The following is a 22051-nucleotide window of genomic DNA, read 5'->3' on the forward strand; positions in this document are numbered from 1 at the left end:
TGTACGCCGATCGTCGATCGGGCGGAGTCACCAGGAACAGCAAGACCAGCAAGGCCAGTACGCATGCAGCCAAGAGGTCGTGTTCGGGTACGCTGCAGTCGCCTGCGCAGTGGGTGTCCAGGATCGCCGGGACCGGGGCCGGGCGTGAATCGGCGAGTGCATCGCCGTGGGGCTGACCCGCAACGGTTCCGCCGACCACCGCATGTGAAGCGTGCTGAGCGCCCGTGCTGTGCATCGCGAGGAGTCCGGCGACAATCGCAGTGGCGGCGACGAGTACCACGATCACCCGGGCCGAGCGCACGCGATCGGTGACGAGTGCTCGGATGCTGCGCATAGCCAGTCCCTCTCGTCACGACTTCGCGCCTGTCGGTCGATGGTGCCACCCTACGCCCGCGGATGGTACCGAACTACCTCCCTAGCTATGCCCACGGCCCCGCCGTCGCGGGGCTCACTACCGCTGGCACGTCGATCGCAGGTGGGTCACCGGGAGGCGAGCCGGTAGCCGGCCTCCTCGACGGCCTCCTGCACGAGACGTGCTTCGACGGGGCGCCGGCTGATGATGCGCACCTGCGATGCGACACCGCGGTTCAGTTCGACGCTGACGTCGAGCACACCCGGGATTGCCGTGAGCTCCTCGGTCACGCTGCTGGCGCAGTGCGAGCAGGTCATGCCCTCGACCGAGTACTCGGCCGACACCGTTCCGGCGATCGCGTCGGTCTTCGTGCCGCGAACACCGTCGGTGTCGGTCTGGTGCGCGGGGGAGCAGCAGGCGCAGCCGTCGGTCTTCGCCGTCAGGCCGAGGTCGCTGAACGCTGAAGCGGTCACGAGGGAGTCCAATCGATCGAGTTCTGCCATAGTGCGGCGTGCCGAGGCGGGGGCTGCCGATGTAGCGATCGTACTACCCCATGGGGGTACCGGGGCCGCGCGTCTGACGTTGGGTCCGATGGGCCGAATGGCCCTGACCGAAGCGCTGTCTCGGTGCTTGTCTGGCTCTCGACGAGCGAATGGCCTGACTTCTGACCTCGAGAGGAGCGGCATGTCTGCATCGGCGTCGGGGCCTCTCCTGTCCGATCCTGTCCTCTCGGCCAGCCAGGTCTCCAAGGCGTACCGTCAGGGCGTCTGGCCGTTCCGTCGGCGGAACCAGGTGCTCGACGGCGCGGCGGTGACCCTGCATCGGGGCGAGGTGCTGGGACTGGTCGGGGAGAACGGTTCGGGCAAGTCCACCCTGATGCAGATCCTCGTCGGCCTCTTGACGGCGGATGCCGGCGAGGTCGACGTGCGTGGATCGCTGGGCTACTGTCCTCAGCGTCCGGTGGTGTTCGACCGGCTGACGTGCGATGAGCACTTCGAGCTGTTCGGCGTGGCGTACGGACTGACGCGCGAGGCGAGGCGGCGGTCGCAAGCCGAGCTGTACGAGGAGCTCGATTTCGCAAGGTACGCCGGCATGCGGACCGACCGGCTGTCCGGTGGGACCCTCGCGAAGCTGAACCTTGCTCTGGCGATGCTGCCCGACCCCGACATCCTCATGCTCGATGAACCGTACGCCGGGTTCGACTGGGACACCTACGTGCGATTCTGGGACCTCATGGGCCGCCGCCGCGCGTCGGGCCGGGCGGTCCTCGTGATCAGCCACTTCATCGCCGACGAGGAACGGTTCGACCGCATCGTGCAGCTCACCGCCGGGAAGGCGGTCGAGAAGTGACGGCCTTCCCGGTGCTCCTCCGCCGGTTCCTGCTGGAGTACCTGCGCAACCCGGTGAACCTGCTCGTCCTGGTTCTCGTGCCGGTGGTGTTCGTGCTGGTCGCCGCAGAGCCGATGGCGGATGCCGCGGAGCTCCTCGGTGGCACCGGTGTCGCCGTCGAGACAGCCACGACCGGATGGGCGGCCGCGTTCCTGGCCGCGTTGGCGATGTACTTCCAGACCAGACAGGCCCGCTCAGCCGACCGGCGACTCGTGCTCGCCGGTCTCCGAGTCTCGGTGCTCGTGGCCGCACGCCTGTCCACCGGCCTGCTGATCGCGGTGTTCGTATCGGCCGCCGCGCTCGCCACGCTCTACCTGCGAACCGACGTGGACGATCCGCTCCGGGTGGCGGCGGGAACGCTGATGTTCGCGGCCATCTACGTGGGCATCGGCGCAGCTGTCGGCGCCGTCGTCAGGGACCCGGTCAACGGCACCGTCGTGATCTTGCTGATCTGGATCCTCGACGTCTTCTTCGGTCCGGCCCTGACTTCACCCGACCGGGTCGAGCTGACCCGCTGGATGCCGACGCATTTCACCACGCTCTGGATGGTCGACCTGCCGTCCGGTCACGGCGGCCGGCTCGGCGACCTGGGCCTGGCGCTGCTGTGGGTCGCTGTCGCGCTGATCGGCAGCTGGCTGCTCTTGGCCCGCGCGACGCGGGTGGGGCGGGCGAGGCGCCCGGAGCGCCACCCCGGCTGGCTGCGGCAGGCGGGTACCGCGTTCCGTCTCGGTGTGCGAGAGTACGGGCGGAATCCGGCGCTGTGGGTCCTGCTCGTGACGGTCCCGGTGATCTTCATCTGGCTGTCCAAGCTGATCACCGAGGAGCAGTACGCGGTCATGCGGGTGATCGATGACGGACGGACGGTGGACCTGCGCTACTGGCTCCCAGACACCCACGCCGGAACCATGGCGCCCATCGCCGTGGCATCCCTCGCCACGGTCGCCGGACTGTTCATCGCGCTGAATGCTCGCGACGGCGACCGGAGGCTCGTCCTCAGCGGGTTGCACCGGTCCGCGCTGCTGGCCGGCCGGTTCGGGGAGGTCGCCGTCGCGGTCCTCGTGACCACGACCGCGTCGCTGGTCGTGACCGCGCTGGTCTTCCCGGCCGAGCAGTGGGGCGCGTTCATCGGTGGGATGCTGCTGCTCGCGATCGTCTACGCGCTGTTCGGAATGTGTCTCGGATTCCTGCTCGACCGCGTCAGCGGGGTGCTGATCGCGTTCGTCGTGCCGTTCCTCGACCTCGGCATCACGCAGAGCCCGATGCTCAGGCTCGAACCACCCGGACCGGCACTCCTGCTGCCGGGCTACGGACCGTACCGCTTGCTCATCGACGCCGGGCTCACCGAGACCTTCGACGAGTGGGTGGGGCTGTCGATCGGCCTCACGTGGGTGCTTGGACTCGGCCTCGTCGTCGGCTTGATCTTCGTCGCCCGCACGCGAGTGGCCCACCGGGCACCGCACCATCCCAAGCACGTGCGCATGCAGCATCGTGCGGTGCAGGCCGGCCGGTGAAATGGGGAATCGGGTGACGAACTGGTACGTGCTCACGGGTGGGCCGAGTTCCGGCAAGACGACCACGGTCACGCTGCTGCGCGAGCGCGGATACACGACCACGATCGAGCACGCCCGGCACTACATCGACCTCCAGCGCCTCGGGGGCCGATCCGTCGACGAGATCCGCAGCCGCCAGCTCGAGTTCCAACGGGGCGTTGCCACGATGCAGATCGCGCAGGAAGCCGAACTCGACCCCGACGCGCTCGTGTTCCTCGACCGCGCCCTGCCCGATTCCCTGGCATACCTCCGGTTCCTGGACCTCGAACCCGATAGGGAGCTCGTCGAGGCTTTGCGGCGGGCGTCGTATCGCAAGGTGTTCCTCCTCGACCTGCTCCCGCTCGCCGCCGACTACGCCCGTACCGAGGACGCTGAAGCGCAGCACCGCATCCACCAGCTGCTCGGGGGCGTGTATCGCGAGCTCGACATGCCGGTCGAGTCGGTGCCGGTCCTTCCGCCGACCGAGCGGGTCGACTGGATCCTCGCCCGACTCTGACCACGGAACGCGGAGGGACGAACGACCTCGGCGCGGCGCCGGGATTGCGGTATGACGAGAGCATGATCCAGACGCTGAGGAAGCACCACTTCCACGAGGAAGCCTCGGCCGTGCTCGCCGCAGGCATGGACGAGGTCTTCGGATACCTCGACGACCACCGTTCGCTCGCCGGTCACATGGGATCCAGCAGTTCACCAATGATGGGCGGCGGGGAGATGAGCCTCGAACTCGATGCCGGCGGCGGGCGTGAGGTCGGTTCGCGCATCCGCATGGGAGGCACCGCCTTCGGGCTGAGGCTCTTCGTCGACGAGGTCGTGGTGGAACGCATACCGCCACGCTCGAAGACGTGGCAGACGGTTGAGGAGCATCTCGTCGTGATCGGCGACTACGCCATGGGGTTTCGGATCGACCCGCATCCCGACGGATGCGCGCTGACGGCGTGGATCGGCTACGACCGGCCCGAGCGGAACCGTTGGCTCGGCGTGATCGGCGGACGGATGTACGCCCGATGGTGCGTGCGCCAGATGCGAGACGCAGCGGTCGCGCGCTTCACCGCGTGATCCCTGCGGTCGCTGCGACCGAATTCACGTGTGACGACCCGACTCCAACGTCTCGATCAGCTCGCGGAACTGATCCGGTGTGATCTCGCCGCGCGCAAGTCGATCCTCGAGGATCCGCCGCGCCGAGTCGGACTCGACCTGGCCCGGCCCGCCGGGGGTCTGGCCTCCCGACCTGGTCGCGCGCACGGCCAAGACGATCGCGACCACGATCCCCGCCACGATCAGCAGCGGGATGAGCACGCCCGGGATCCACATCCACCAGGCCCCGTACCCGTAGTCCCACATCATCAGCCCTGCCCACCTCTCGGATCGAACGGCGACATGGCCAAGTCAAGCCGGTCGGGACTGTGCCCAGAAGGGTCCTAGGGCCTCCGATGCCAGTGCCGCCGTCACCGGCCGACCGGTGGTCGGCCTCCGCACACGAAGAAGGGGGCGGTTGCCCGCCCCCTTCAGGTGATGGCCGATCAGTCGATCACGGGTCGACGAAGATCCAAAGGCCGCTATCGCGGTCGCTGGCGAGGACGTACGTCATCCCGTCTTCGCCGACGAACGTCTCGACGCCCCAGAAGTCGTTGCCGGCCTCGTCGAGGTAACCACCCACCTCGACGAGTTCGCACGTGCTGGTGTCGGTCACGGTCGCCGGGTCGTACGGCTCGCCGGCGCACATGATCTGGATGGCGCGGAGGCCGCCCGAATAGTACGCGAGGTACGCGAGCGACGGATCCTGCGGATCCACGGCCACCTCATGCACCGAGAGGTCGCCGTAGCCGAACGCGTAGGCCGGGTCGTGCGCCTCGTCGATGGCGAAGGTGTCGAGTTCGGCCATGGTCTCCGCGTCGTAGAGGTGCACGTAGCCCCATCCGTCGAAGATCGAGCCGACCTCGATGCGCTCACCGATCGTTCCGATCGCGATGTCCTCCGGGTAGCTCCACGGGCCCTCGACCGGGTCGAGGCCGAACATCTTGTGGAACGCCTCGTGCGTGGTGCAGACCGCGACGACCTCGTCGACGAAGGCACCCGATCCGCAGAACGCCGAGTCGGGCTCGACGTGCCGCTGGACGAAGACCACCGAGTCCCAGCCGGCCAGCACGGCCTCGTGGGCCTTCTCACCCGGGAAGCACGCCTCCTCGGTCGCGCTCGGGTCACCGGTCGGTCCGCGCTGGAGCACGATGATGCTCTCGTCACCCGGCTGGAGCAGGTCGAGGTATCCGGGGACGTCCTCGGGGCTGGGGATCGCCGCCGAGCCGGGGCAGCCGTACCCGCCGTAGACGACCGGGCCGCTGAGGGTCAGGTCGTCGAGCGCGGCCGGCGGCTGGCCGCCGCTGACGATCACCGAGTCGTACTCGCCCGCGTACGGGCCGGTGGTGATGTTGAAGGCGTCCGCGCGGTACGGCGAGAAGTCCTCGTCGGTGCCGATGAAGAGCCCGCCGTCGATCGTGTACTCGGCCTGATGGGCGTTGCCCTCGGGCGTGAGGGAGACGCCAAGCGACTCGAGCAGCTCCGGGTCGACCGCCGGGAAGTCGGTGTCGGCGACGAACTCGGCGTTGGCCGGGTCGTCCACGTCCAGGATCACGAACCCGCCGTCCCAGTAGGACAGCAGCATGTACCACGTGCCGTCGATCTGCTTCACGACCATGTCGTGGAGGAACGAATCGGTGAGTCCGAGCTCCGGCTGGTCGACGTCGAAGTCGTTCAGGTCGTACTCGGCGATCAGCTTCGGCCGCTTCGGGTTGGTGATGTCGAGGATGTCGACGTCCTGTCCCTCCACGTTGTCGGTGAGGACGACGTAGGCGTTGTCACCGGTGTCCCAGGCGAACGCGCTGTGGATCTGGTTCACGTCGGAGCTGCCCGGCTCCTTGTCGCCGACATTCTCGGCGAGCTTCTTGGGCTTCGACGGGTCGGAGACATCCCACAGGCTGACCCCGCCCTTGGCGTTCTTGCCGCACGGCTCGTTGTTCATCAGGAGCACGTCGCCGCTGAACTGCTTGGTGGTCACCTCGATCACCTGCATGCCCTCACCGGGGCGCGTGTCCTGGTGCGAGGGGATGAAGCCGATCAACTCGGGCTCGACCATGGGATCGCGGTCGACGCCGGAGATGTCGACGATGTAGGCACCGGCATCCGGGCTGTTCTGACCGCCGCTCTCAGGACCGGCGCAGTCCGGCTCCCCCCAGTTCGCGAGGTAGGCGGTGTTGCCGTCGGGGGAGACGGCGACATCGGCGATCAGGTCGTTGACGTCGGTGAGCTCGAGGACCGTCTTCAGGTCGATCTTGCCCCATTCCCCCTCGCCCAGGAGATGACCCTCGAGTTCGCCGTGCTGATCGTCTGGATGGGCCGCGGCCGGTGCGCTGAGCCCGAGCGTTGTGAGCCCCAGGGCGCAGACGGCGGCCGTGATGAGTGACGCGCGTCGTTGCATCGTCGTTCCCCGGTTCCGTGTCATGGTGTGACGCCTGACGGTTGCCAGACACGGCAGAGGATACGAGACCGGCGGAGCCAGATCCACCCTCTGGCGAGCGCGGCGCGAACGGTCTACTATCGGCCAATTGCCGGGTTCAGGCCGGGCCCCCACGGGCTAGGTGGGTCACGATATGGCAGCGATCAGGATCGAACGAGGCGGGCGATCGCCGCGCTGGCCTCGCGGAGCTTCTCGTCGGCAGCCGGCCCGCCTTCCGCGCTCGCCTCCGTGACGCAGTGACTGAGGTGATCGTCGAGCAACGACAGGGCGACAGTCTCAAGTGCCTTCGTGGCCGCGGAGACCTGCGTCAGGATGTCGATGCGATAGACGTTTCCGCCGACCATCCGCTGGATGCCGCGCACCTGACCCTCCGCGCGGCGAAACCCGTTCAACGACCCTTCCTTGTGCGTGACGTAGCCGTTCATGCGTCCCCTTTGATGCCCTGTAGGGGTATCGGTTTCGCAAGCTTCGCGTTGGATTTGGCCGGCTCGGAGCGAGCAAGCGGCTACCCACCGATGGTCGGCGGTCGGCGGTCGGCGGTCGGCGGTCGGCGGTCGGCGGTCGGCGGTCGAGCAGTGTCGAGTGTGCGGCCGCGGCCGCGGCTCGAAGGGAGCGCGAGTCGTACGACCCGCGCTCCCCCGGAACCTGCGCCTCAGGCGTCGACCGTCGCCAGCTCGGCCTCCGGAGTGGAGGCGCTAGGTCGCGGTCCTGCTCTCGCTCGCCCGACGGGCGCTGCGCCGGTCGCCGGAAAGAGCGGCGCGGCGAGGGCGGTGCTTCACACGGACCGGGGGCGCCACGTCGAGTGCACGGCGCGCGCCACCGCGGGTATCCTCCGATCGAGTCGGGACCGAGGCTGCGCTGCCCTGGCCGGCGGTGATGCGCCGCGGCCAGAGGGCCGGGGCCGCGAGCGCGCCGGCAGCGGCGAGGACGCCGAGGATCGACCATGCCGTCGTGACGTCGGCGGCGGCGCCGACCCACCCGGCGAGGGGGTAGGTGACGAGCCAGGCGAGGTGCGACAGCGAGAACTGGGCGGCGAAGGCCGCGGGCAGTCCCGCCGGGGTCGTGGCCGAGCGGATCACGCGGCCGGTCGGGGTGACCACCATCGCCGTGCCTGCGCCGATCACGGTCCAGATCAACGCCATCAACGCCCATGAGATCGTGCCGGTTGCGCTCATGACGACGGCCGCGATCACGCCTGCAACGAGCACGCCGGCGCCGGCTGTCATCACGGTGCGCTCGGTGATCCGGTTGAGGAGGCGGGGAACCAGCAGCGCGACGACGAGCGTCCCGCTGCCGGAGGCCGCGAGCATCCAGGCCACGTCGGACTGCGCGCCGCCGAGCTCGTCACGCACGACGTTGACAGTGCTGACGATGACGATCGAGCCGGCCGACGCGACCACGAGGTTCAGCGCGAGAATGCCGCGCAGCCGAGGAGTGGCAGTGAAGGTGCGGATGCCGGACGTGAGCCGGTCCCAGACACGGGTCTGGCCGGTGGGGCGGGCGTTCGGCACCCGCGCCGTGAGCACGAGGATCGCCGAGATGATGAAGCCGACCGAGGTGCCGACGAACAGTACGTTGAAGCTCATGAAGGCGAGGGCGACGGCCGCGAGCACCGGGCTCAGCAGACTCTCCATCGTGTAGGCGACCTGCGACGCCGACAGCGCCCGCGTGTACGCGTCCTTGTCGGTCACGATGTCCGGGATGACGGCCTGGAACGTGGGTGTGAATGCGGCCGAAGCGGACTGCAGCACGCCGATCAGCACGTAGACGTGCCAAACCTCCGTCACGAACGGCAGCGCGAGGACGACCGCGGCCCGCACGACGTCGAGCAGGGTCAGGAACAGTCGCCGCGGCAGGCGGTCCGCGTACGCGGCCGCCAGCGGCGCGATGACGACATAGAGCACCATCTTGATGGTCAGGGCGGTGGCGAGCACCGCGCCGGCGCTCGGGCCGGCGAGATCGTAGGCGAGCAGGCCGAGCGCCACGGTTGCCAGGCCGGTGCCGAACAGCGCGATGATCTGGGCGCCGAACAAGTGGCGGTAGTCACGGATCTGGAACAGGCGCATGGTGACGACTCCCTGATTGATGTGCGATGGAGAACACAACCTAAATACCCCCAGGGGGTATTCCCTCGGCTGTTACGTTTCCGCTGACGAAGGGGGAAGTGCCCGGTTCGGGAGGCGGTCAAGCAGGGGAGGGCCGAAACCCGATGACACGGGTCGAGGCTCATCGAGCCGAGGCGCCGGGGCCGAGAAGAGGTTGCAGGATGCCCGCCTCGGCGCCGCAGTGTTGGGCCCGGAGAACCCGTTCTCACGGCCGGGTATAGCGAAGGCCTACCGTCGGGGTGTGTGGACGTTCCGGTGACGGAAGGAGATGCTCGAACACGCCACGGTCACGCGCCAGCCCGGCGTGGCTCGGTCACGGGTCGCAAGTCCACGCCGATGCGGATGCTGCTCGGGCTGTTCTCTGCTGGCGCTGGACAGGTCGACCTGCGCGGGTCGCCGGGGTACTGCCCGCAGCGTCCCGTCGTGTTGGAGCGGCTGACCCGCAACGAGCGCTTCGACCTGTTGGCGTCGTGCGCGGACTCGCCCGCGAGGAGCAACGGCAATCCTGAACGCAGCTGTACGAGGAGCTCGACCTCGGCCGCTACCCCGACATGTGCGTCGATCGCCTCTCGGGTGGAACTCTCGCCAAGCTCAACCTCGCGCTGGCGATGCTGCCCGAGCCCAGGTGTTGATGCGAGGTCCCCGCCGACCGGAGTTCGCTCACCTCTGACTAAGAAATGCTTCGGTGGAGAGCGCGCGTCACCCTGAGTCCCCCCGGCTCTTGCGCCGTGGTCGTCGGATTGGCCCAGTCGAGGGCCCGTGAGTTTGAGAGCAAAATGACGATTATGTGACCACTAAAGCTGGTCTGTCGTGAAGATCGCGGCGCCTTCCCGCAGTAAAACCCCTGATCAGAGCCGATGACGGGAATCGAACCCGCGCTGTCTGCTTGGGAAGCAGAAGTTATCCAGTAGTGATTCACTCGGCTTCACTCGGGGTCACGGGGTCCGCAATCTCGCGAAGTGTGAACTCGAGTGAATCAAGGTGATGCCGATTTTGTGACTATTAAGTGACTACGAGCGGTGGTGGCCGTTGACGTGATGGTACCGATGATTACGTCACAGCCCGACGCCGTTCCCGTGGGCTCAGCTGCTCGCCTTGATTACTCCTGCGCGCAAGGATCGGGAGGTAGTGGCTGCGGCGAAAAATTCACCGCACGCCTGAGTCAGCTCTCCGGGCCTTCGCCAGTCCTGGGGTCCGATCTTGTGCTCGAAACCACGCTCGACAACGAAGAGCTCCGTTTCGCCAGGAGTAGTCTTCTCTGGCCTCTCCTGCGTACTGAGGCCGAACACGCGACCGTCCTCCAAGACCGCGGTGATCTGGTACACCGTTGGGTAGTGGTCCTGGTTTTCGACGACGCCAACCACCCAGCCAAGACCGAGTTGCCCGACCTCATCTCCCGGCTCCGACTTCCCGTTTCGGAAGAACGAGCGCGACGGAATCTGCCGGCGGCGGACCTCCGCGAGAAACTCTTGCACGACTGTGCCGTACTCGTGTTCAATCCGCTCACGTTCGGCACGCTCGCGCTCCTCCGCCTCGAACTTCTGCCGCTGCCAGCGATCGAACGCGTCCGCGGCATCGGCTTCGGCGCTTTCGAAGAATCCCACCGGCACCCCCTCTATTGCCCCATTGTTGCAGGAGTGGGTACAGCGATGCGCTATACCTAGCATCGCCGGTGATCTTGGGTCTGCTGCACGGATAGGTGAGCGGCGCGGGGATCTACCTGCCGAGGGTCTTCGTCGCGGCGTTCAGGGCGGCTTGGGCCATCGGCCTGGTCTTCGGGTGGGCGTAAAGCACGACGCCGCCGACAATCAGGGCACCGGCCGCAAGCTTCGGCCCGGCTTCCCTCCCAGCTCCCTTCCATTGCTTCCATTCCCGGAGAGCGTCGCGGAACCGAACGGGTTGCACTTCGCTGGTGGTTGGCTCGATTCCGAGCGGCTGGTGGAAGTCGTCGACCGTCGCCCCCACGCTTTGAACCGCGTCGACCACGCTCCTGGCCGCTGGAAGGTGGAGCAGAATGTTGAGCCGGGCAGTGCCCGCGGCATTGACCATGCGCTCCATGAGATGCGCGGTCTGGGCGAGGATGAGGCAGCGGCGCTCCTCGCGGGCTTCATCGAGCGCCGCACGGTGCCCGTCCAGGTCAGCGGGAGCCGCTTCGAGAACGCGATCGAGTTCGATGACTGCGATGCCCTCCTGGAGTTCGAAGCAGCGCGCGATGACCGCGAGCCAGACGGCAGTGTCAGCCTCGGCTTCCCGCGCCGTTCTCGCGATGTCCGCCATCTTCTTCGCCGCGTCGAGCTTGTCGGCATGACCCTGGAGCTGTCGGAGCGCGTAGGACTGAGTCTCTCCGATCGTTGTCGAGGCGGCCTGGACCTTGGACCAGTTCACGTCCGAGACGTGACCGGTGATCTCGCGGACCTTCGACGCCTCCTTGATCGCAAAGGCGACGCCGTCCATCCTGGCGAGCTGGGCGTCGCGCTGACCGCGGCGAACGTCGTCGAGCTTCTCGTCGATCTTGGCGAGGTACGCCTTGATTTCCTTGATCTCCTGCTGACGGGAGAGCTGCGCCAGGACACCAGCCGCACCTGTGAGCACGGCAGGGTTCGTGAGGAGTGAGCCTGTGCTTGTGTCGATCTGGAGCCACTTGCTGATCGAGCCCGGGTCGCCGATCATCGCGTGACTGATGCCCCGGGTCTTGGTCTCCATCAGGCCGAACTCTTTGACAAGGTCGGCGGACTCCCTGGTGAGCTTGATCCAGCGCCCGGAGTTCGCCGCGATCTCCGAAGCTGCGGAGAGAACCGTGTCCGCCGTCTGCGCGACTTCACCGAGCCGAGTCGCGCCGAGGTCCTGGGCGAACTCAAGAAGGCCGCGCTCACCGAGGAACCGCTGGACAGCGGACTTCTTGCCGAACACCGCGAGGCCGTCGCCATCGCTGATCAACTCTATCTCGTCGCTCATCTCACGCCCCCCTCTCGGCAGCTCACTTCAGATCAGCGTAGAGGCGACGTCCGACGGTGGGTTAGAGACCGCACCTCTCCTGTGGGTCCTGAACGGCGGGACTCAGAACAGAGTCCTCAATGCTCACCCAGCTCGCACTGGAGATCGTCTCCGTCCTCGTGCCGATGGACATCGACATCGACCCGAACGACACCGGGCTGCCCGGCATCGCCGCACTAGAGACCATCATGGGCGCCGTCATGACCGTCGGGCTCATCCTCAGCGTGCTTGACGCGGAACAGTCTCCTCCCGGCTCTGCCGATGGGAGACCGAACCGGGACATGGCGACGCGGCGGGTGCCGATTGCGACGGGGCAACGCCGAGCTACCGAGATCGTCGCCGGACGTCGCCGCGCCGCCCGGTCGTTCCGCGGACGACTTCGTCGTATCCGGCAGCGTCTCGTCGATCGCATCGCAGCCTGACGGCAAACTTCGATCCTCGCCTGATGTATCGCGCCGGATTCTCCAGGTCTGGGCTAAGCGATAACCGCTAGTCGTCTGTCGATCCACGAGTCTGGGACGCGAGCGTGCGCGGTGATACTTCCGCCGTTGAACACCCGACTTGATGATGAGGTGAGCGCACCTAGGCCCTACTACGAGAGTATGACGGGATGGTCGTGTACCTCGATTCGCAGACCGTGTCCGCCGAGTACGTCTATTGGCAGATGGACGAGCTGAAGATCCGTGGATTTCTCAAGGCGACGAACCACGCGATGGGTGCGTGGCTCGATGCGCAGTGGGAAGCGGCGGAGAGCCACGCGAGCGAGATTTTCGACCCCGACTATCACGACGCCGGACTGGTTGCTGAGGTCTATGAGGACCGCGTGGGCGTGTGGCCGCCGGACTACTTCTGGCAGCTCTCTGCTGCGGTGGTAAAGGACGCTGTCGCCCTGTATGAGGTCTTCCTCGAACAACTGGCGAATGTCGTGCTTGGACGGGCCGGCGCTCAACTCGCCACGATGAACACCGAAGACTCCTGGAAGTGGGCCGAGTGCGAGGCGTTCTACCGTCACTACGTCGGCGTTGACGTCAGACCACCCGACCTCGTTGCCGTGCTCTGGATTCGCAACAAGCTGGCACACCTCCGCGACGAACTCCGGACCGAAGCTGGGCACGCGGAGTTCGCTGCTCACCTCGAGGCGCTCGGTCTGGGGAACCCAATCACGCCAGAGGAAGCGGCCCTCGGCTTGGTCGAGCACCGGCCGTACATGGCGCACGGTGCGCATCTCACGCAGCTTCAGACGTGGCGACTGCTCGACATCATCGCGGAGCAGGTAGGAGTCGTGGCACGCGCAGCGTTCCCGTACCTTTACCGCAGGCAGACGAATGCATATCTGGAGGCACTCGGAGCGGGAGCGCCGATCGGGGTCAAGGACTTATCCGTCAAGCAGGCGCAGAAGCTCTTCATCCGCTAGTGTCCGATTGTCGAACCCCCAGCGTGCACTCCAATCGGGCGGGTCATCTGAGGACGCGTCGAAGGCAGGGTTCTCCAGTTCGCGCTTCAGCTCGCCCATGCGCGTGGCGCTGCGGTCGAGGACCGTCTTGCGGGCTGTCTCGCTACAGTGTCGTGCTGCTTCGGGTTCGATACAGTGGGGGCTGTATAGTCACTGTTGTGTTGACTGTGACTTCTCGCTTGGACGTGATGAACCGGCTCGGGCGGGCGATGGCTGATCCGACCCGGTCGCGGATTCTGATGGCGCTGCTCGAGGCGCCTTCCTATCCGGCGGTGCTTGCGCGGGATCTCGGCCTGACGCGTTCGAACGTGTCGAACCATCTGACGTGTCTGCGCGACTGCGGGATCGTGGTCGCCGAGCCGGAGGGCCGGCAGCATCGGTATGAGATCGCGGATCCGCACCTTGCCCGTGCTTTGACGCTTCTGGTTGATGTCACACTCGCGATTGACGAGAGCGCGCTGTGCATCGATCCGGCCTGCACTGTTTCGGGCTGCTCTGGGTCAGCGCAGTGACCGCGGTCGCCGTCACGGACAGCCGTCGCGCGGTCCTGCATCGACGGGTCCGGTTCATCGTCGGGTTCACCATCACGTACAACGTGGTCGAGGCGATCGTCGCGATCTGGGCCGGGGTGCTCGCCTCGTCGGCCGCGTTGATCGGGTTCGGGTTGGACTCGGTCGTTGAGGTGCTCTCGGCGGCCGCGGTCGCCTGGCAGTTCACTCGCAAGGATCCGCAGCGGTGGGAGAAGGCGACAGTCCGAACGATCGGGGTCGCGTTCTTTCTCCTGGCCGGCTACGTGGCGGTGGATGCCGTGCTCACGCTGACCGGCGTGGAGGCCGTTGACCGTAGTCCGCTCGGAATCGGCATCGCCACGGTGAGTCTGCTGGTGATGCCGGCGCTGGCGTGGTTCGAGTTCCGTACCGGTCGCGAGCTCGGCTCCCGGAGCGTGCAGGCCGACGCCAAGCAGCTCGTCCTGTGCATCTACCTCTCCGGGACCGTCCTGGTCGGGTTGCTGTTGAACGCGCTGCTCGGTTGGATGTGGGCCGATTCCGTCGCCGCGCTGGTGGTCGCGGTGCTCGCGGTCCGGGAGGGCATCGAGGCGTGGCGCGGGGACGTCGAGTCTCCGTTCGAGGTCCTCGAGGAACTCGACGAGGACGACGACTGATGCTGGGAACCATCGCGACGGCTGTGGGATTGTTCGCGGCGACCAACATCGATGACATCGTCATCCTGACCGTGCTGTTCCTGGCCTCCACGAGAGGCGGACCGCGGCCGTGGCAGATCGTGCTCGGGCAGTACCTCGGTTTCGTGACGCTGGTCGCGATCAGCGTCGTCGCTGCGCTGGGACTGACGATCGTGCCCGACGAGTGGGTCGGCTTCCTCGGCCTGATCCCGCTGGTGATCGGCGTGATCGGCCTTGTCCGAGCGATCCGCGACGGCGGCGACGAAGACGCCGACGAGTCGACGCTGAAGAACCTCGGCCTGCTCGGGATCGCGGGAATCACGATCGCGAACGGCGCCGACAACATCTCGCTGTACACGCCCGTGTTCCGCACAATCTCACCAGTCGATACTGCGATCACGATCGTGGTGTTCCTTGCCCTGGTCAGCGTGTGGTGCCTGCTCGGCAAGCTCATCGGCACCCACAAAGCCGTCACGGAAACCCTCGAACGGATCGAGCCCTGGCTTGTCCCTGTGGTGTTCATCGGGCTCGGGCTGTTCATCCTGATCGAGTCCGGCGTCGTCCCCCGCCTGATCGGGGTCCTCACCTGATGTTCCCCAGCTCCCACGCGAACCCGACGTCCGCGGCGATGCCGGATCCGGCTGGAGCCGAGTCTCCCGCAGGCCCGGCCAAGCAGTCCGGGCACGGGCGACGTCGGCGCGGCATCCTAGGGATCGGTTTGGGGGTCGCCGTGGTCGCCGTCGCCGGCGATCAATCTTTGAAGGCCGCGGCCGAGTCGACGTTGACCGTCGGCGACCGGTATCCCATTCTCGGCGATGTGCTTGCCGTGCAGCTCGCCTACAACGCTGGCGCGGCGTTCTCCCTCGGCGCGGCTGCGACTCCTTTCATCACGTTGATCGCGGCAGCCGGCGTCGCCGTAGCGGCCTGGCTCATCGGAAGGACATCGTCCCTGTCCTGGATGATCGGGCTCGCGCTGGTCCTGGGCGGCGCGCTCTCGAATCTCATCGACCGGCTCGCCCGGCCCCCCGGCTTCGCTCGCGGCCATGTCGTGGACTACCTCGCCTACGGTGACCTCTTCATCGGGAACCTCGCCGACATCTTCGTCTTCGCCGGCGTCGCCGTGTGCCTGGCCCTCACTCTCACCGGCAGACGCCTCCGCACTGAACGCTCACAACCTGGACGATGAAAGCCGAGCCACCCATCTCACGCCGTATCGCCGCGGTCCTCGCGTGCGTGGTCGTACTCAGCACCGCCGGATGCGCGCCCACCGCCCTGCAGGAGCAATACCGGGAGGGCAGCACCAAGAACTACGTCGCCGGCGACGGCACGATCGCCGAATGGTCTCCGGACTCCCGCGGTGAGCCGGTCGAGTTCGCCGGCACGACGGAGACCGGCGCGGACGTCACGTCTTCCGACTACCGCGGACGTGTCCTGGTGGTCAATTTCTGGTACGCGGCCTGCGCGCCCTGCCGGGCCGAAGCACCCGACCTGCAAGCTCTGAACGAGAAGTACGAAGACCAAGGCGCCGACTTCCTCGGTATCAACATCCGCGACAGCGCCGACACCGCGATCGCATTTGCGGGAACCTACGGCGTCACCTACCCGTCGATCATTGACGTGCGCGACGGAACCGCCGCCCTCGCCTTCGCGGGTGAGTTCGCCCCGAACGCCGTACCGACCACCGTCGTGCTCGACCGGCAAGGCCGGGTCGGAGCCCGGATCCTCGGCCGGATCCCCAGCCGGACGACGCTGGACACCCTGATCCGCGACATCCTCGACGAACCCGAAAGCCCAACCTCGTGAGCTGGGGCGACTACGCATTCAGCGGCGGACTCTACCTCGCGATCCCGGTCGCGCTCCTTGCCGGGCTGGTCTCGTTCGCGTCGCCGTGCATCCTCCCCCTGATACCGGGCTACCTCGCCTACGCGGGAGGCACCATCACCACCGAAACCGCCAGCCGACGCCGAGTCGTCGCCGGAACAGCCCTGTTCGTCGCCGGCTTCGCCACCGTGTTCATCGCGTACGGCGCCGCGTTCGGTGCGCTCGGAGCGTTCCTCATTCAATGGCAGGACCTGATCACCCGGATCCTCGGCGCCGTCGTCATGGGACTCGTGTTCATCGGCAAGATCCCGCTCTTCCAGCGCACCATCCGGATACCGCACCAGCCCGCCGTGGGACTGCTCGGAGCGCCCGTGCTCGGCGTCGTCTTCGGGCTCGGCTGGACGCCCTGCTTCGGCCCCACCCTCGCCGCGATCTCCGCGCTCAGCCTCGACACCGGATCCGCGGCGCGCGGCGCACTCCTCGGGTTCGTCTACTGCCTCGGACTCGGCATCCCGTTCCTGCTCGTCGCCCTCGGCTTCACGTGGGCCACACAAACCCTCCAACTACTGAAGCGCCACATCCACGCCATCAACCTCACCGGCGGCGTGCTGCTGATCCTCACCGGCATCGCCATGCTCACCGGCATCTGGACCACGCTCATCTACACCCTGCAGAACCTCATGAACGGCATCGTCCTACCCATCTAGCTGTATGAGGCCAGGACGTTGTTGACGCGAATTGGCACGAGCGTGGCCGGCGGCTGACCGTCCGCGGCACCGTGCGGGCGGTGGTAGTTGTAGTGCAGGTTCCAGCGCTCGAGGGCGTTGGCGCGTTCGTCTTCTGAGGTCCATGTCCGTGCATAGAGGAACTCTTCGGTAAGGATCCGGTTGTACCGCTCGATCTTTCCGTTGTGGCGGGGCGTATAGGGCGTGATCCGTTGGTGCCGCGACCCGGCCAGTGCATCGGCGAACGCTGAGGCGCGGTAACAGGATCCGTTGTCGGTCACGATCCGTTCGATGTGCGTGATGCCATGAGCCGCGAACCATGCCCGCGCTCGCGCGAGGAACGCAACGGCCGTCGCGGCCTGCTCGTTCGGCAACGCCTCGGTGTACGCGAGGCGTGAGTAGCCGTCAATCGCTGAGTGGAGGTAGACGTAGCCGGCTCGCGTGCCGCGGGTTTTCGTCCGCGCGACGGCGCGAGCTTCCGGGCTGTCCTTGCCATGAGCCCGCCATCCGCCGCCATCGGGGATTCGGCCGACCTTCTTGACGTCCAGGTGAACCATGTGGCCGGGGCACCGAGCGACAATCTTCCTCGCTTCGCGGTTACTTTCCCCGGTCGGGTCGATGAAGCGGCGCCGGTTGAGCTGCAGGTCGGTGAGGATGCGACTCACCGTGCGCCGACTGATCTGAATGCCGACCTGTTCGAGCTCGAACGTGATCCGAGCCGCTGACCACTTGTGCTCGCGCCGCATGCGTTCGACTTCGCGAACAACGACGTTGGGGGTGGCTGTCGGGGATTGCTTAGGCGTCGATGAGCGGTCGAGCAGACCGACCTCACCGAACTCACGATGGCGATTGGACCCACTTTGACGCGGTAGCGCGGGAGATTCCCATCTCAGCTGCCACGTGAGCGATCGGCCGGGTCTTGCAACGCTCGACCAGCCGCCGACGTCCCTCGACTGACAGTGGCGAGTTGCGGTGAGTCATGCACGTCCTTCGAAGAATGTTCCAGTCGAGTCGCTGAGTCCCGGACCAAGCCCCCCATTCAGCCGTCGGCTACTGACCCTCGTGGTCGCCGCCTGACACGCCGAGCCCGACGTTCGTGGTGTCGCAGCAGGCCTCCGGCGATTCGGAACTGGCTCGACGCCGCCTATGGGCGGCGCCATGGGCGAGTACTACGAGGAGGGAGATGACCGCGAGCGCCGCGATCGGCGCCGTGTGAGCCTGAACCCAGCCGGACAGGGTCGTTGAGAGCCTGGCGACACCGCCGGCACGGCCGGTCGCGACGAGGTTGTTGTCGGCGGTGGCGGCGGGCCACCAGTACCACGCGAGGTAGACGCCGGTGAGCAGCAAGACGGCGCCGGTGATCCGGGGGCCATAACTCCCGAGGCGTGCGACGTGGCGGGTTAGGCCGGTACCCGCGGCGGTGGTCGCGAGTGCGAGCAGCAGCAGGATGCTGGCTGAGCCGGCGGCGTAGACACCGAAGACCAGCAGCAGCCCCGCGTAGCTGGCGGTGGCCTGTGCCTGGGCGATGACAGCAAGGATCACTCCGAAGGTGCACGACAGGGAGGCGAGGGCGTAGCCGATCCCGAAGACCAGCATCCGGGCGGTTGGCGGGAGGCCTTCGGTTGCTCGGCCGGTGATCCGGGGCAACCGCACGGAGATCGAACGGCCGGCCAGCATCCACAGGCCGAGGAGCACCAGTAGGACGCCTACGGCGAGACCGAGTTTGGGCGCTGCCTGGATCAGGCCCCGAGCCCCGGCGCTCACCAGCAGGCCCGCAGCTGCGAGGGTGCCGGCGAACCCGATCGCCAGTGCGATTCCGGACCGCAGGGCCCTCAGCAGCCGCACCGGGACGGGCGAGGCGTCAGCGTCGCCGAGGGTCTGGCTGATCCAGGCCGGCAGCAGCGCGAACCCGCATGGGTTGACCGGCGCCACCATGCCGGCGGCGAAGGCGAGGCTGAGCAATCCGCCCATGGATCAGGCTCCGGCCTTGACGAGTTCGGCGGTGATCGTCTTCGCGTCGGGCTCGGTGGCACGGAAGGTCACCTTGCCGTCGCCGTCGATGACGATGAGGGTGGACAGGGCGGCAACGTCGAATCGCTGGGACAAGGCGGCACCCTCGTCTATGGCGGCCGGGACGTGTTCGGCGTCGACGTACTCCATGAATCCCTCGATGGTCTCCTTGGACTCGCCGGGGTCCATGTCGACGGCGAGGAAGCTCGCCCCAGCACCCGACTTCTCGGCAGCGGTGGCGGCCTCGCCGAGGGAGCGGACGCCTTCAACGCATTCGCCGCAGCCGACGGAGAAGAAGAACACCGCGGTCGGCTTCCCGCTGGCGGGCAGGCTGACCATCTGGCCGTCGATGCTAGTAACCGCCGCTGGCGTGCCCGCATCTGCGGCTGGTGTGGCGTCGGTGTTTCCGCAGGCGGTCAGAGCCAGAGAGCCTGCAAGCAGGAGGCCGGCGACCGAGAGGGTCGCGCGGCGGGTGCGGGTAAGCGTCATCGGTTCTGGTCGTCCTTCGTGTCGCTGGGGTGGGTGGAGTTCACAGGCGGGCAACAGCCATGCCTGGCGTTGTTGCCGCCGCTGCGGCGCCGCGTGGTCGCGAGGACCGCGAGCACCAGGACGGCGATGCCGGTGCCGATCACCCAGGGGTTGCCGAGGAACCCGCCGACACTGGCCAGCAGACCACCGGCGAGGAGCAAGGGAAGTAGGGCGCAGCAGGCGACCATGAGCAGCGCGGCCCCGGCTCCGAGGAGCAGGCCGCTGCCTCCCGGTTGGTCGTCGTGGTTGGACTTCATCGGAGTGGAGTTCCCTTCGGTGTTCTTGGTCAGCAGCGGCAGTGGCCGTCGTCGGCCACTGCCGCGTTGGCCTGGAACTGGTTGAGGAAGCCGGTCGTGAGGTCGGTACCGATCCGATAGGCAACGGCCACGGGCACGACCTCGGCGCGGGGGTGCTCGGCCAGCCAGCCCGCGGCGTCCTCATCGGAGGTGAAGTAGTGGACCTGGTTGCAGAAGGAGGACCGGATCGAGGTGATCTGGTCGGGGTTGACCAGCGACACCACCGCGGTGGCGGGTTCGACGCTGGTGACGCCGGCGACGGGGTCGATGGTGACCCGGATCGGCTCGCCGCTGGTCGGGGAGACCGACTCCACGCTCGCCGCGCGCTCGAGCAGGGTCGGAAAGATCAGGGTGTCCAGGGCGCACCAGGTGTAGAGCTCCTCACCGGCCACGGTGAACCGGTGAGGGGTGGGGCGCAGGGTGAGGCCCTGGCCGATGATGCGGCCCTGGTCGTCGTACTCGGTGTCCGGCACCGCGGCCAGACCCGTGCGTACGTCGTCGACCGGACGGCCGGCGGCCGCGGCGAACTGCTCGACGGTGACCGGGCCGCCCTCGACGATCAGCCGCAGCAGCGGGATCAATAGGACGGCGTCAAGGCCGGTCTCTTCGGTGTTGTTGAGTCGTTCGGGCAGTTGCGTCGTGAGCTCCGACATGGCGGTACCTTCTTCATGAGTCGGGTGGAGGCTGTCGGCTGCGGGTCACGCGCAGCAGGACAGCTTGGAGATGTCGGTGGTGAAGGCCTTGGCGGCGATCCGGATGCCTTCGGTCATGGTCAGGTAGGGCGCCCATGCGTCGGCGACCTCGGTGACGGTCTTGCCGAGGATGTGGACACCGGCGGCGGCGAGCTCGCCGGCGTCTTTGGCGACGGCGGTGAGACCGAGGATCTCGCCGGTCTCAGCGTTGGCGACGATCTTGATGAAGCCGCGGGTGTCGCGGTTGACCAGCGCCCGGGGCACGTAGTCCAGCGGCAGGACGCGGCAGTCGCAGCGGATCCCGGCAGCGAGCACCTGGGCCTCGGTCATCCCGACCGCGCCGATCGCCGGACTGGTGAAGGTCACCCGCGGCAGCCGGCTGTGGTCCACCGACCGCTCAGCGCCAGCGAACGTGTTCTCGGCGACCATGTTGCCGTGGTGGGCGGCGACGTAGACGAACTCGGGGTGCCCGGTCACGTCGCCGGCTGCCCAGATCCGGGGGTTGGAGGACTGCAGTTGGTCGGTGACCACGATCTCGCCCGTGTCGCCGGTCTTCACCTCCACCGCATCGAGGTTCAGCCCATCGGTGACCGGTCGGCGGCCGAGGGCGACGAGGACCTGTTCGGCGTGGAATTCCTGCTCGCCGCCGGAGATGTCAGCGGTGACAACAACCTGGCCCCTGACGTCGTCACGGGCAACGCGGGTCGGGACCGCACGGCGGACCACGCGGATGCCCTCGTCGGCGAAGACCTCCTGCAGCGCCTTGGATACCTCCGGCTCCTCCTTCGACGCCAGCCGGGAACGAACCAGCAGGGTGACCTTCGACCCGAGCCGGGCGAACAGTTGGGCCTGCTCCAAGGCGACGTAGCCGCCGCCGAGCACCAGCAGCGAGTCGGGAACCTCGGTCAACTCCATCGCCGTGGTCGAGGTCAGGTAGCCGGCCTCCTCAAGACCGTCGATCGGTGGGGCCCATGCGCTGGCGCCGGTGGCGACCAGGTAGTGATCAGCGTCGATCGTCTCGACCGCACCGTCAGTCGCGGTGACCTCAAGAACGGGCGCTTCTGGCGTGCCGGCGAACGCAGCGTCGCCGTGGCGGATCTGCCAGCCGTAGGCGTCGGCGACGTCGACGTACTTCTCACCCCGAAGTTCCTCGACGAGGTCCTGCTTGCTGCTGATCAGCGCGGGCATGTCTACGTCGTCCGCTGTGGTGGCGATCCCCGGGAAACGGTTGCCCGCCTCGGCAGCGGTCTGGCGGGCCTCAGCGGCGGCGATGAGCGCCTTCGACGGCACGCAGCCGGTGTTCACGCACGTGCCGCCGAAAGTGCCGCGCTCGATCATCACCACCGACTTGCCGAGCGTGGTCGCGCGGATGGCGGCGGCGAACGCGGTGCCACCGGATCCGATGATCGCAAGGTCGTACCTGGACTGCATCCCGATTCCTCCCC

General features: G+C 67.3%; 24 protein-coding genes, 1 tRNA gene and 1 pseudogene. 12 read left to right on the forward strand and 14 right to left on the reverse strand.

The window, feature by feature from the left end:
• Window positions 1–480: 480 nt before the first annotated feature.
• Window positions 481–825 carry a heavy-metal-associated domain-containing protein gene (locus tag ACZ4TW_RS02830; protein WP_465539913.1) on the reverse strand — a complete coding sequence of 115 codons (345 nt, stop codon included), beginning with the start codon at window positions 823–825 and terminating at the stop codon, window positions 481–483.
• 211 nt (window positions 826–1036) lie between these two features.
• Here ACZ4TW_RS02830 and ACZ4TW_RS02835 point away from each other — a divergent pair, with 211 nt between their 5' ends.
• The 4 genes from ACZ4TW_RS02835 (at window position 1037) to ACZ4TW_RS02850 (ending at window position 4347) form a co-directional block, all read left to right on the forward strand.
• Entirely contained in the window at window positions 1037–1702 is a 666-nt protein-coding gene (locus ACZ4TW_RS02835) for an ATP-binding cassette domain-containing protein (protein WP_465539915.1), read from the forward strand.
• Entirely contained in the window at window positions 1699–3252 is a 1554-nt protein-coding gene (locus tag ACZ4TW_RS02840; RefSeq protein ID WP_465539918.1) for an ABC transporter permease, read from the forward strand. Before ACZ4TW_RS02835 ends, ACZ4TW_RS02840 begins: the two co-directional genes overlap by 4 nt.
• A gap of 13 nt (window positions 3253–3265) precedes the next feature.
• Entirely contained in the window at window positions 3266–3787 is a 522-nt protein-coding gene (locus tag ACZ4TW_RS02845; RefSeq protein WP_465539922.1) for an AAA family ATPase, read from the forward strand.
• A gap of 62 nt (window positions 3788–3849) precedes the next feature.
• A complete protein-coding gene (locus ACZ4TW_RS02850; protein WP_465539924.1) occupies window positions 3850–4347 on the forward strand; it encodes an SRPBCC family protein in 498 nt (165 codons plus the stop codon).
• A gap of 24 nt (window positions 4348–4371) precedes the next feature.
• Here the strand turns inward: ACZ4TW_RS02850 and ACZ4TW_RS02855 are convergent, their stop codons facing one another.
• The 7 genes from ACZ4TW_RS02855 to ACZ4TW_RS02885 all read right to left on the reverse strand — a co-directional run bounded on the left by ACZ4TW_RS02855 (window position 4372) and on the right by ACZ4TW_RS02885 (window position 11862).
• Complete coding sequence (locus ACZ4TW_RS02855; protein ID WP_465539925.1) at window positions 4372–4635, reverse strand: SHOCT domain-containing protein; 264 nt, start codon at window positions 4633–4635, stop codon at window positions 4372–4374.
• Between the two features lie 184 nt (window positions 4636–4819).
• The gene (locus ACZ4TW_RS02860; RefSeq protein ID WP_465539928.1) at window positions 4820–6763 is read right to left on the reverse strand and encodes an LVIVD repeat-containing protein; all 1944 of its coding nucleotides are present in this window, start codon (window positions 6761–6763) and stop codon (window positions 4820–4822) included.
• Between the two features lie 182 nt (window positions 6764–6945).
• Complete coding sequence (locus tag ACZ4TW_RS02865; RefSeq protein ID WP_465539929.1) at window positions 6946–7227, reverse strand: metal-sensitive transcriptional regulator; 282 nt, start codon at window positions 7225–7227, stop codon at window positions 6946–6948.
• A gap of 270 nt (window positions 7228–7497) precedes the next feature.
• Window positions 7498–8868, reverse strand: a complete 1371-nt coding sequence (locus ACZ4TW_RS02870) for an MFS transporter (protein WP_465539931.1) — start codon at window positions 8866–8868, stop codon at window positions 7498–7500.
• An 891-nt stretch (window positions 8869–9759) separates the two neighbouring features.
• Window positions 9760–9831: transfer RNA gene (locus ACZ4TW_RS02875), tRNA-Gly, on the reverse strand.
• Between the two features lie 158 nt (window positions 9832–9989).
• Window positions 9990–10511 carry a hypothetical protein gene (locus ACZ4TW_RS02880; RefSeq protein WP_465539932.1) on the reverse strand — a complete coding sequence of 174 codons (522 nt, stop codon included), beginning with the start codon at window positions 10509–10511 and terminating at the stop codon, window positions 9990–9992.
• 112 nt (window positions 10512–10623) lie between these two features.
• Window positions 10624–11862, reverse strand: a complete 1239-nt coding sequence (locus ACZ4TW_RS02885; protein ID WP_465539934.1) for a hypothetical protein — start codon at window positions 11860–11862, stop codon at window positions 10624–10626.
• A gap of 164 nt (window positions 11863–12026) precedes the next feature.
• Between ACZ4TW_RS02885 and ACZ4TW_RS02890 the strand changes: the two genes are divergently transcribed.
• The 8 genes from ACZ4TW_RS02890 (at window position 12027) to ACZ4TW_RS02925 (ending at window position 17062) form a co-directional block, all read left to right on the forward strand.
• A complete protein-coding gene (locus tag ACZ4TW_RS02890) occupies window positions 12027–12323 on the forward strand; it encodes a hypothetical protein (protein WP_465539936.1) in 297 nt (98 codons plus the stop codon).
• A 188-nt stretch (window positions 12324–12511) separates the two neighbouring features.
• On the forward strand, window positions 12512–13315 hold the full coding sequence (locus tag ACZ4TW_RS02895) for a hypothetical protein (protein WP_465539937.1): 804 nt from the start codon (window positions 12512–12514) through the stop codon (window positions 13313–13315).
• A 197-nt stretch (window positions 13316–13512) separates the two neighbouring features.
• Window positions 13513–13866, forward strand: a complete 354-nt coding sequence (gene cmtR / locus ACZ4TW_RS02900) for a Cd(II)/Pb(II)-sensing metalloregulatory transcriptional regulator CmtR (RefSeq protein ID WP_465539939.1) — start codon at window positions 13513–13515, stop codon at window positions 13864–13866.
• Complete coding sequence (locus ACZ4TW_RS02905; RefSeq protein ID WP_465539941.1) at window positions 13863–14516, forward strand: cation efflux transmembrane domain-containing protein; 654 nt, start codon at window positions 13863–13865, stop codon at window positions 14514–14516. Before cmtR ends, ACZ4TW_RS02905 begins: the two co-directional genes overlap by 4 nt.
• On the forward strand, window positions 14516–15124 hold the full coding sequence (locus ACZ4TW_RS02910) for a cadmium resistance transporter (RefSeq protein ID WP_465539943.1): 609 nt from the start codon (window positions 14516–14518) through the stop codon (window positions 15122–15124). Before ACZ4TW_RS02905 ends, ACZ4TW_RS02910 begins: the two co-directional genes overlap by 1 nt.
• Window positions 15125–15264: 140 nt before the next feature.
• Window positions 15265–15720: a signal peptidase II gene (locus tag ACZ4TW_RS02915; protein ID WP_465539948.1), complete on the forward strand. Its 456-nt coding sequence runs from the start codon at window positions 15265–15267 to the stop codon at window positions 15718–15720.
• Window positions 15717–16337: a TlpA family protein disulfide reductase gene (locus ACZ4TW_RS02920; protein WP_465539950.1), complete on the forward strand. Its 621-nt coding sequence runs from the start codon at window positions 15717–15719 to the stop codon at window positions 16335–16337. Before ACZ4TW_RS02915 ends, ACZ4TW_RS02920 begins: the two co-directional genes overlap by 4 nt.
• Window positions 16334–17062 (forward strand): cytochrome c biogenesis CcdA family protein, encoded by a 729-nt coding sequence (locus ACZ4TW_RS02925; RefSeq protein WP_465539951.1) that lies wholly within the window; start codon window positions 16334–16336, stop codon window positions 17060–17062. Before ACZ4TW_RS02920 ends, ACZ4TW_RS02925 begins: the two co-directional genes overlap by 4 nt.
• Here ACZ4TW_RS02925 and ACZ4TW_RS02930 read toward each other — a convergent pair.
• From ACZ4TW_RS02930 to merA, 6 genes and pseudogenes are all read right to left on the reverse strand, one after another.
• Window positions 17059–18061 (reverse strand): annotated as a pseudogene (locus ACZ4TW_RS02930) (IS481 family transposase). The gene ACZ4TW_RS02925 and the pseudogene ACZ4TW_RS02930 sit on opposite strands and share 4 nt — an antisense overlap.
• 69 nt (window positions 18062–18130) lie before the next feature.
• The gene (locus tag ACZ4TW_RS02935; protein WP_310519360.1) at window positions 18131–19051 is read right to left on the reverse strand and encodes a cytochrome c biogenesis CcdA family protein; all 921 of its coding nucleotides are present in this window, start codon (window positions 19049–19051) and stop codon (window positions 18131–18133) included.
• A gap of 3 nt (window positions 19052–19054) precedes the next feature.
• Window positions 19055–19579 carry a TlpA family protein disulfide reductase gene (locus ACZ4TW_RS02940; RefSeq protein ID WP_005882713.1) on the reverse strand — a complete coding sequence of 175 codons (525 nt, stop codon included), beginning with the start codon at window positions 19577–19579 and terminating at the stop codon, window positions 19055–19057.
• On the reverse strand, window positions 19576–19875 hold the full coding sequence (locus ACZ4TW_RS02945) for a hypothetical protein (RefSeq protein ID WP_005882715.1): 300 nt from the start codon (window positions 19873–19875) through the stop codon (window positions 19576–19578). Before ACZ4TW_RS02945 ends, ACZ4TW_RS02940 begins: the two co-directional genes overlap by 4 nt.
• A 29-nt stretch (window positions 19876–19904) precedes the next feature.
• A complete protein-coding gene (gene merB, locus ACZ4TW_RS02950; protein ID WP_155048750.1) occupies window positions 19905–20567 on the reverse strand; it encodes an organomercurial lyase MerB in 663 nt (220 codons plus the stop codon).
• 45 nt (window positions 20568–20612) lie between these two features.
• A complete protein-coding gene (gene merA, locus ACZ4TW_RS02955; RefSeq protein ID WP_465539955.1) occupies window positions 20613–22037 on the reverse strand; it encodes a mercury(II) reductase in 1425 nt (474 codons plus the stop codon).
• Between the last annotated feature and the right edge of the window lie 14 nt (window positions 22038–22051).

The organism is Agromyces sp. NPDC029043 (assembly GCF_055564615.1).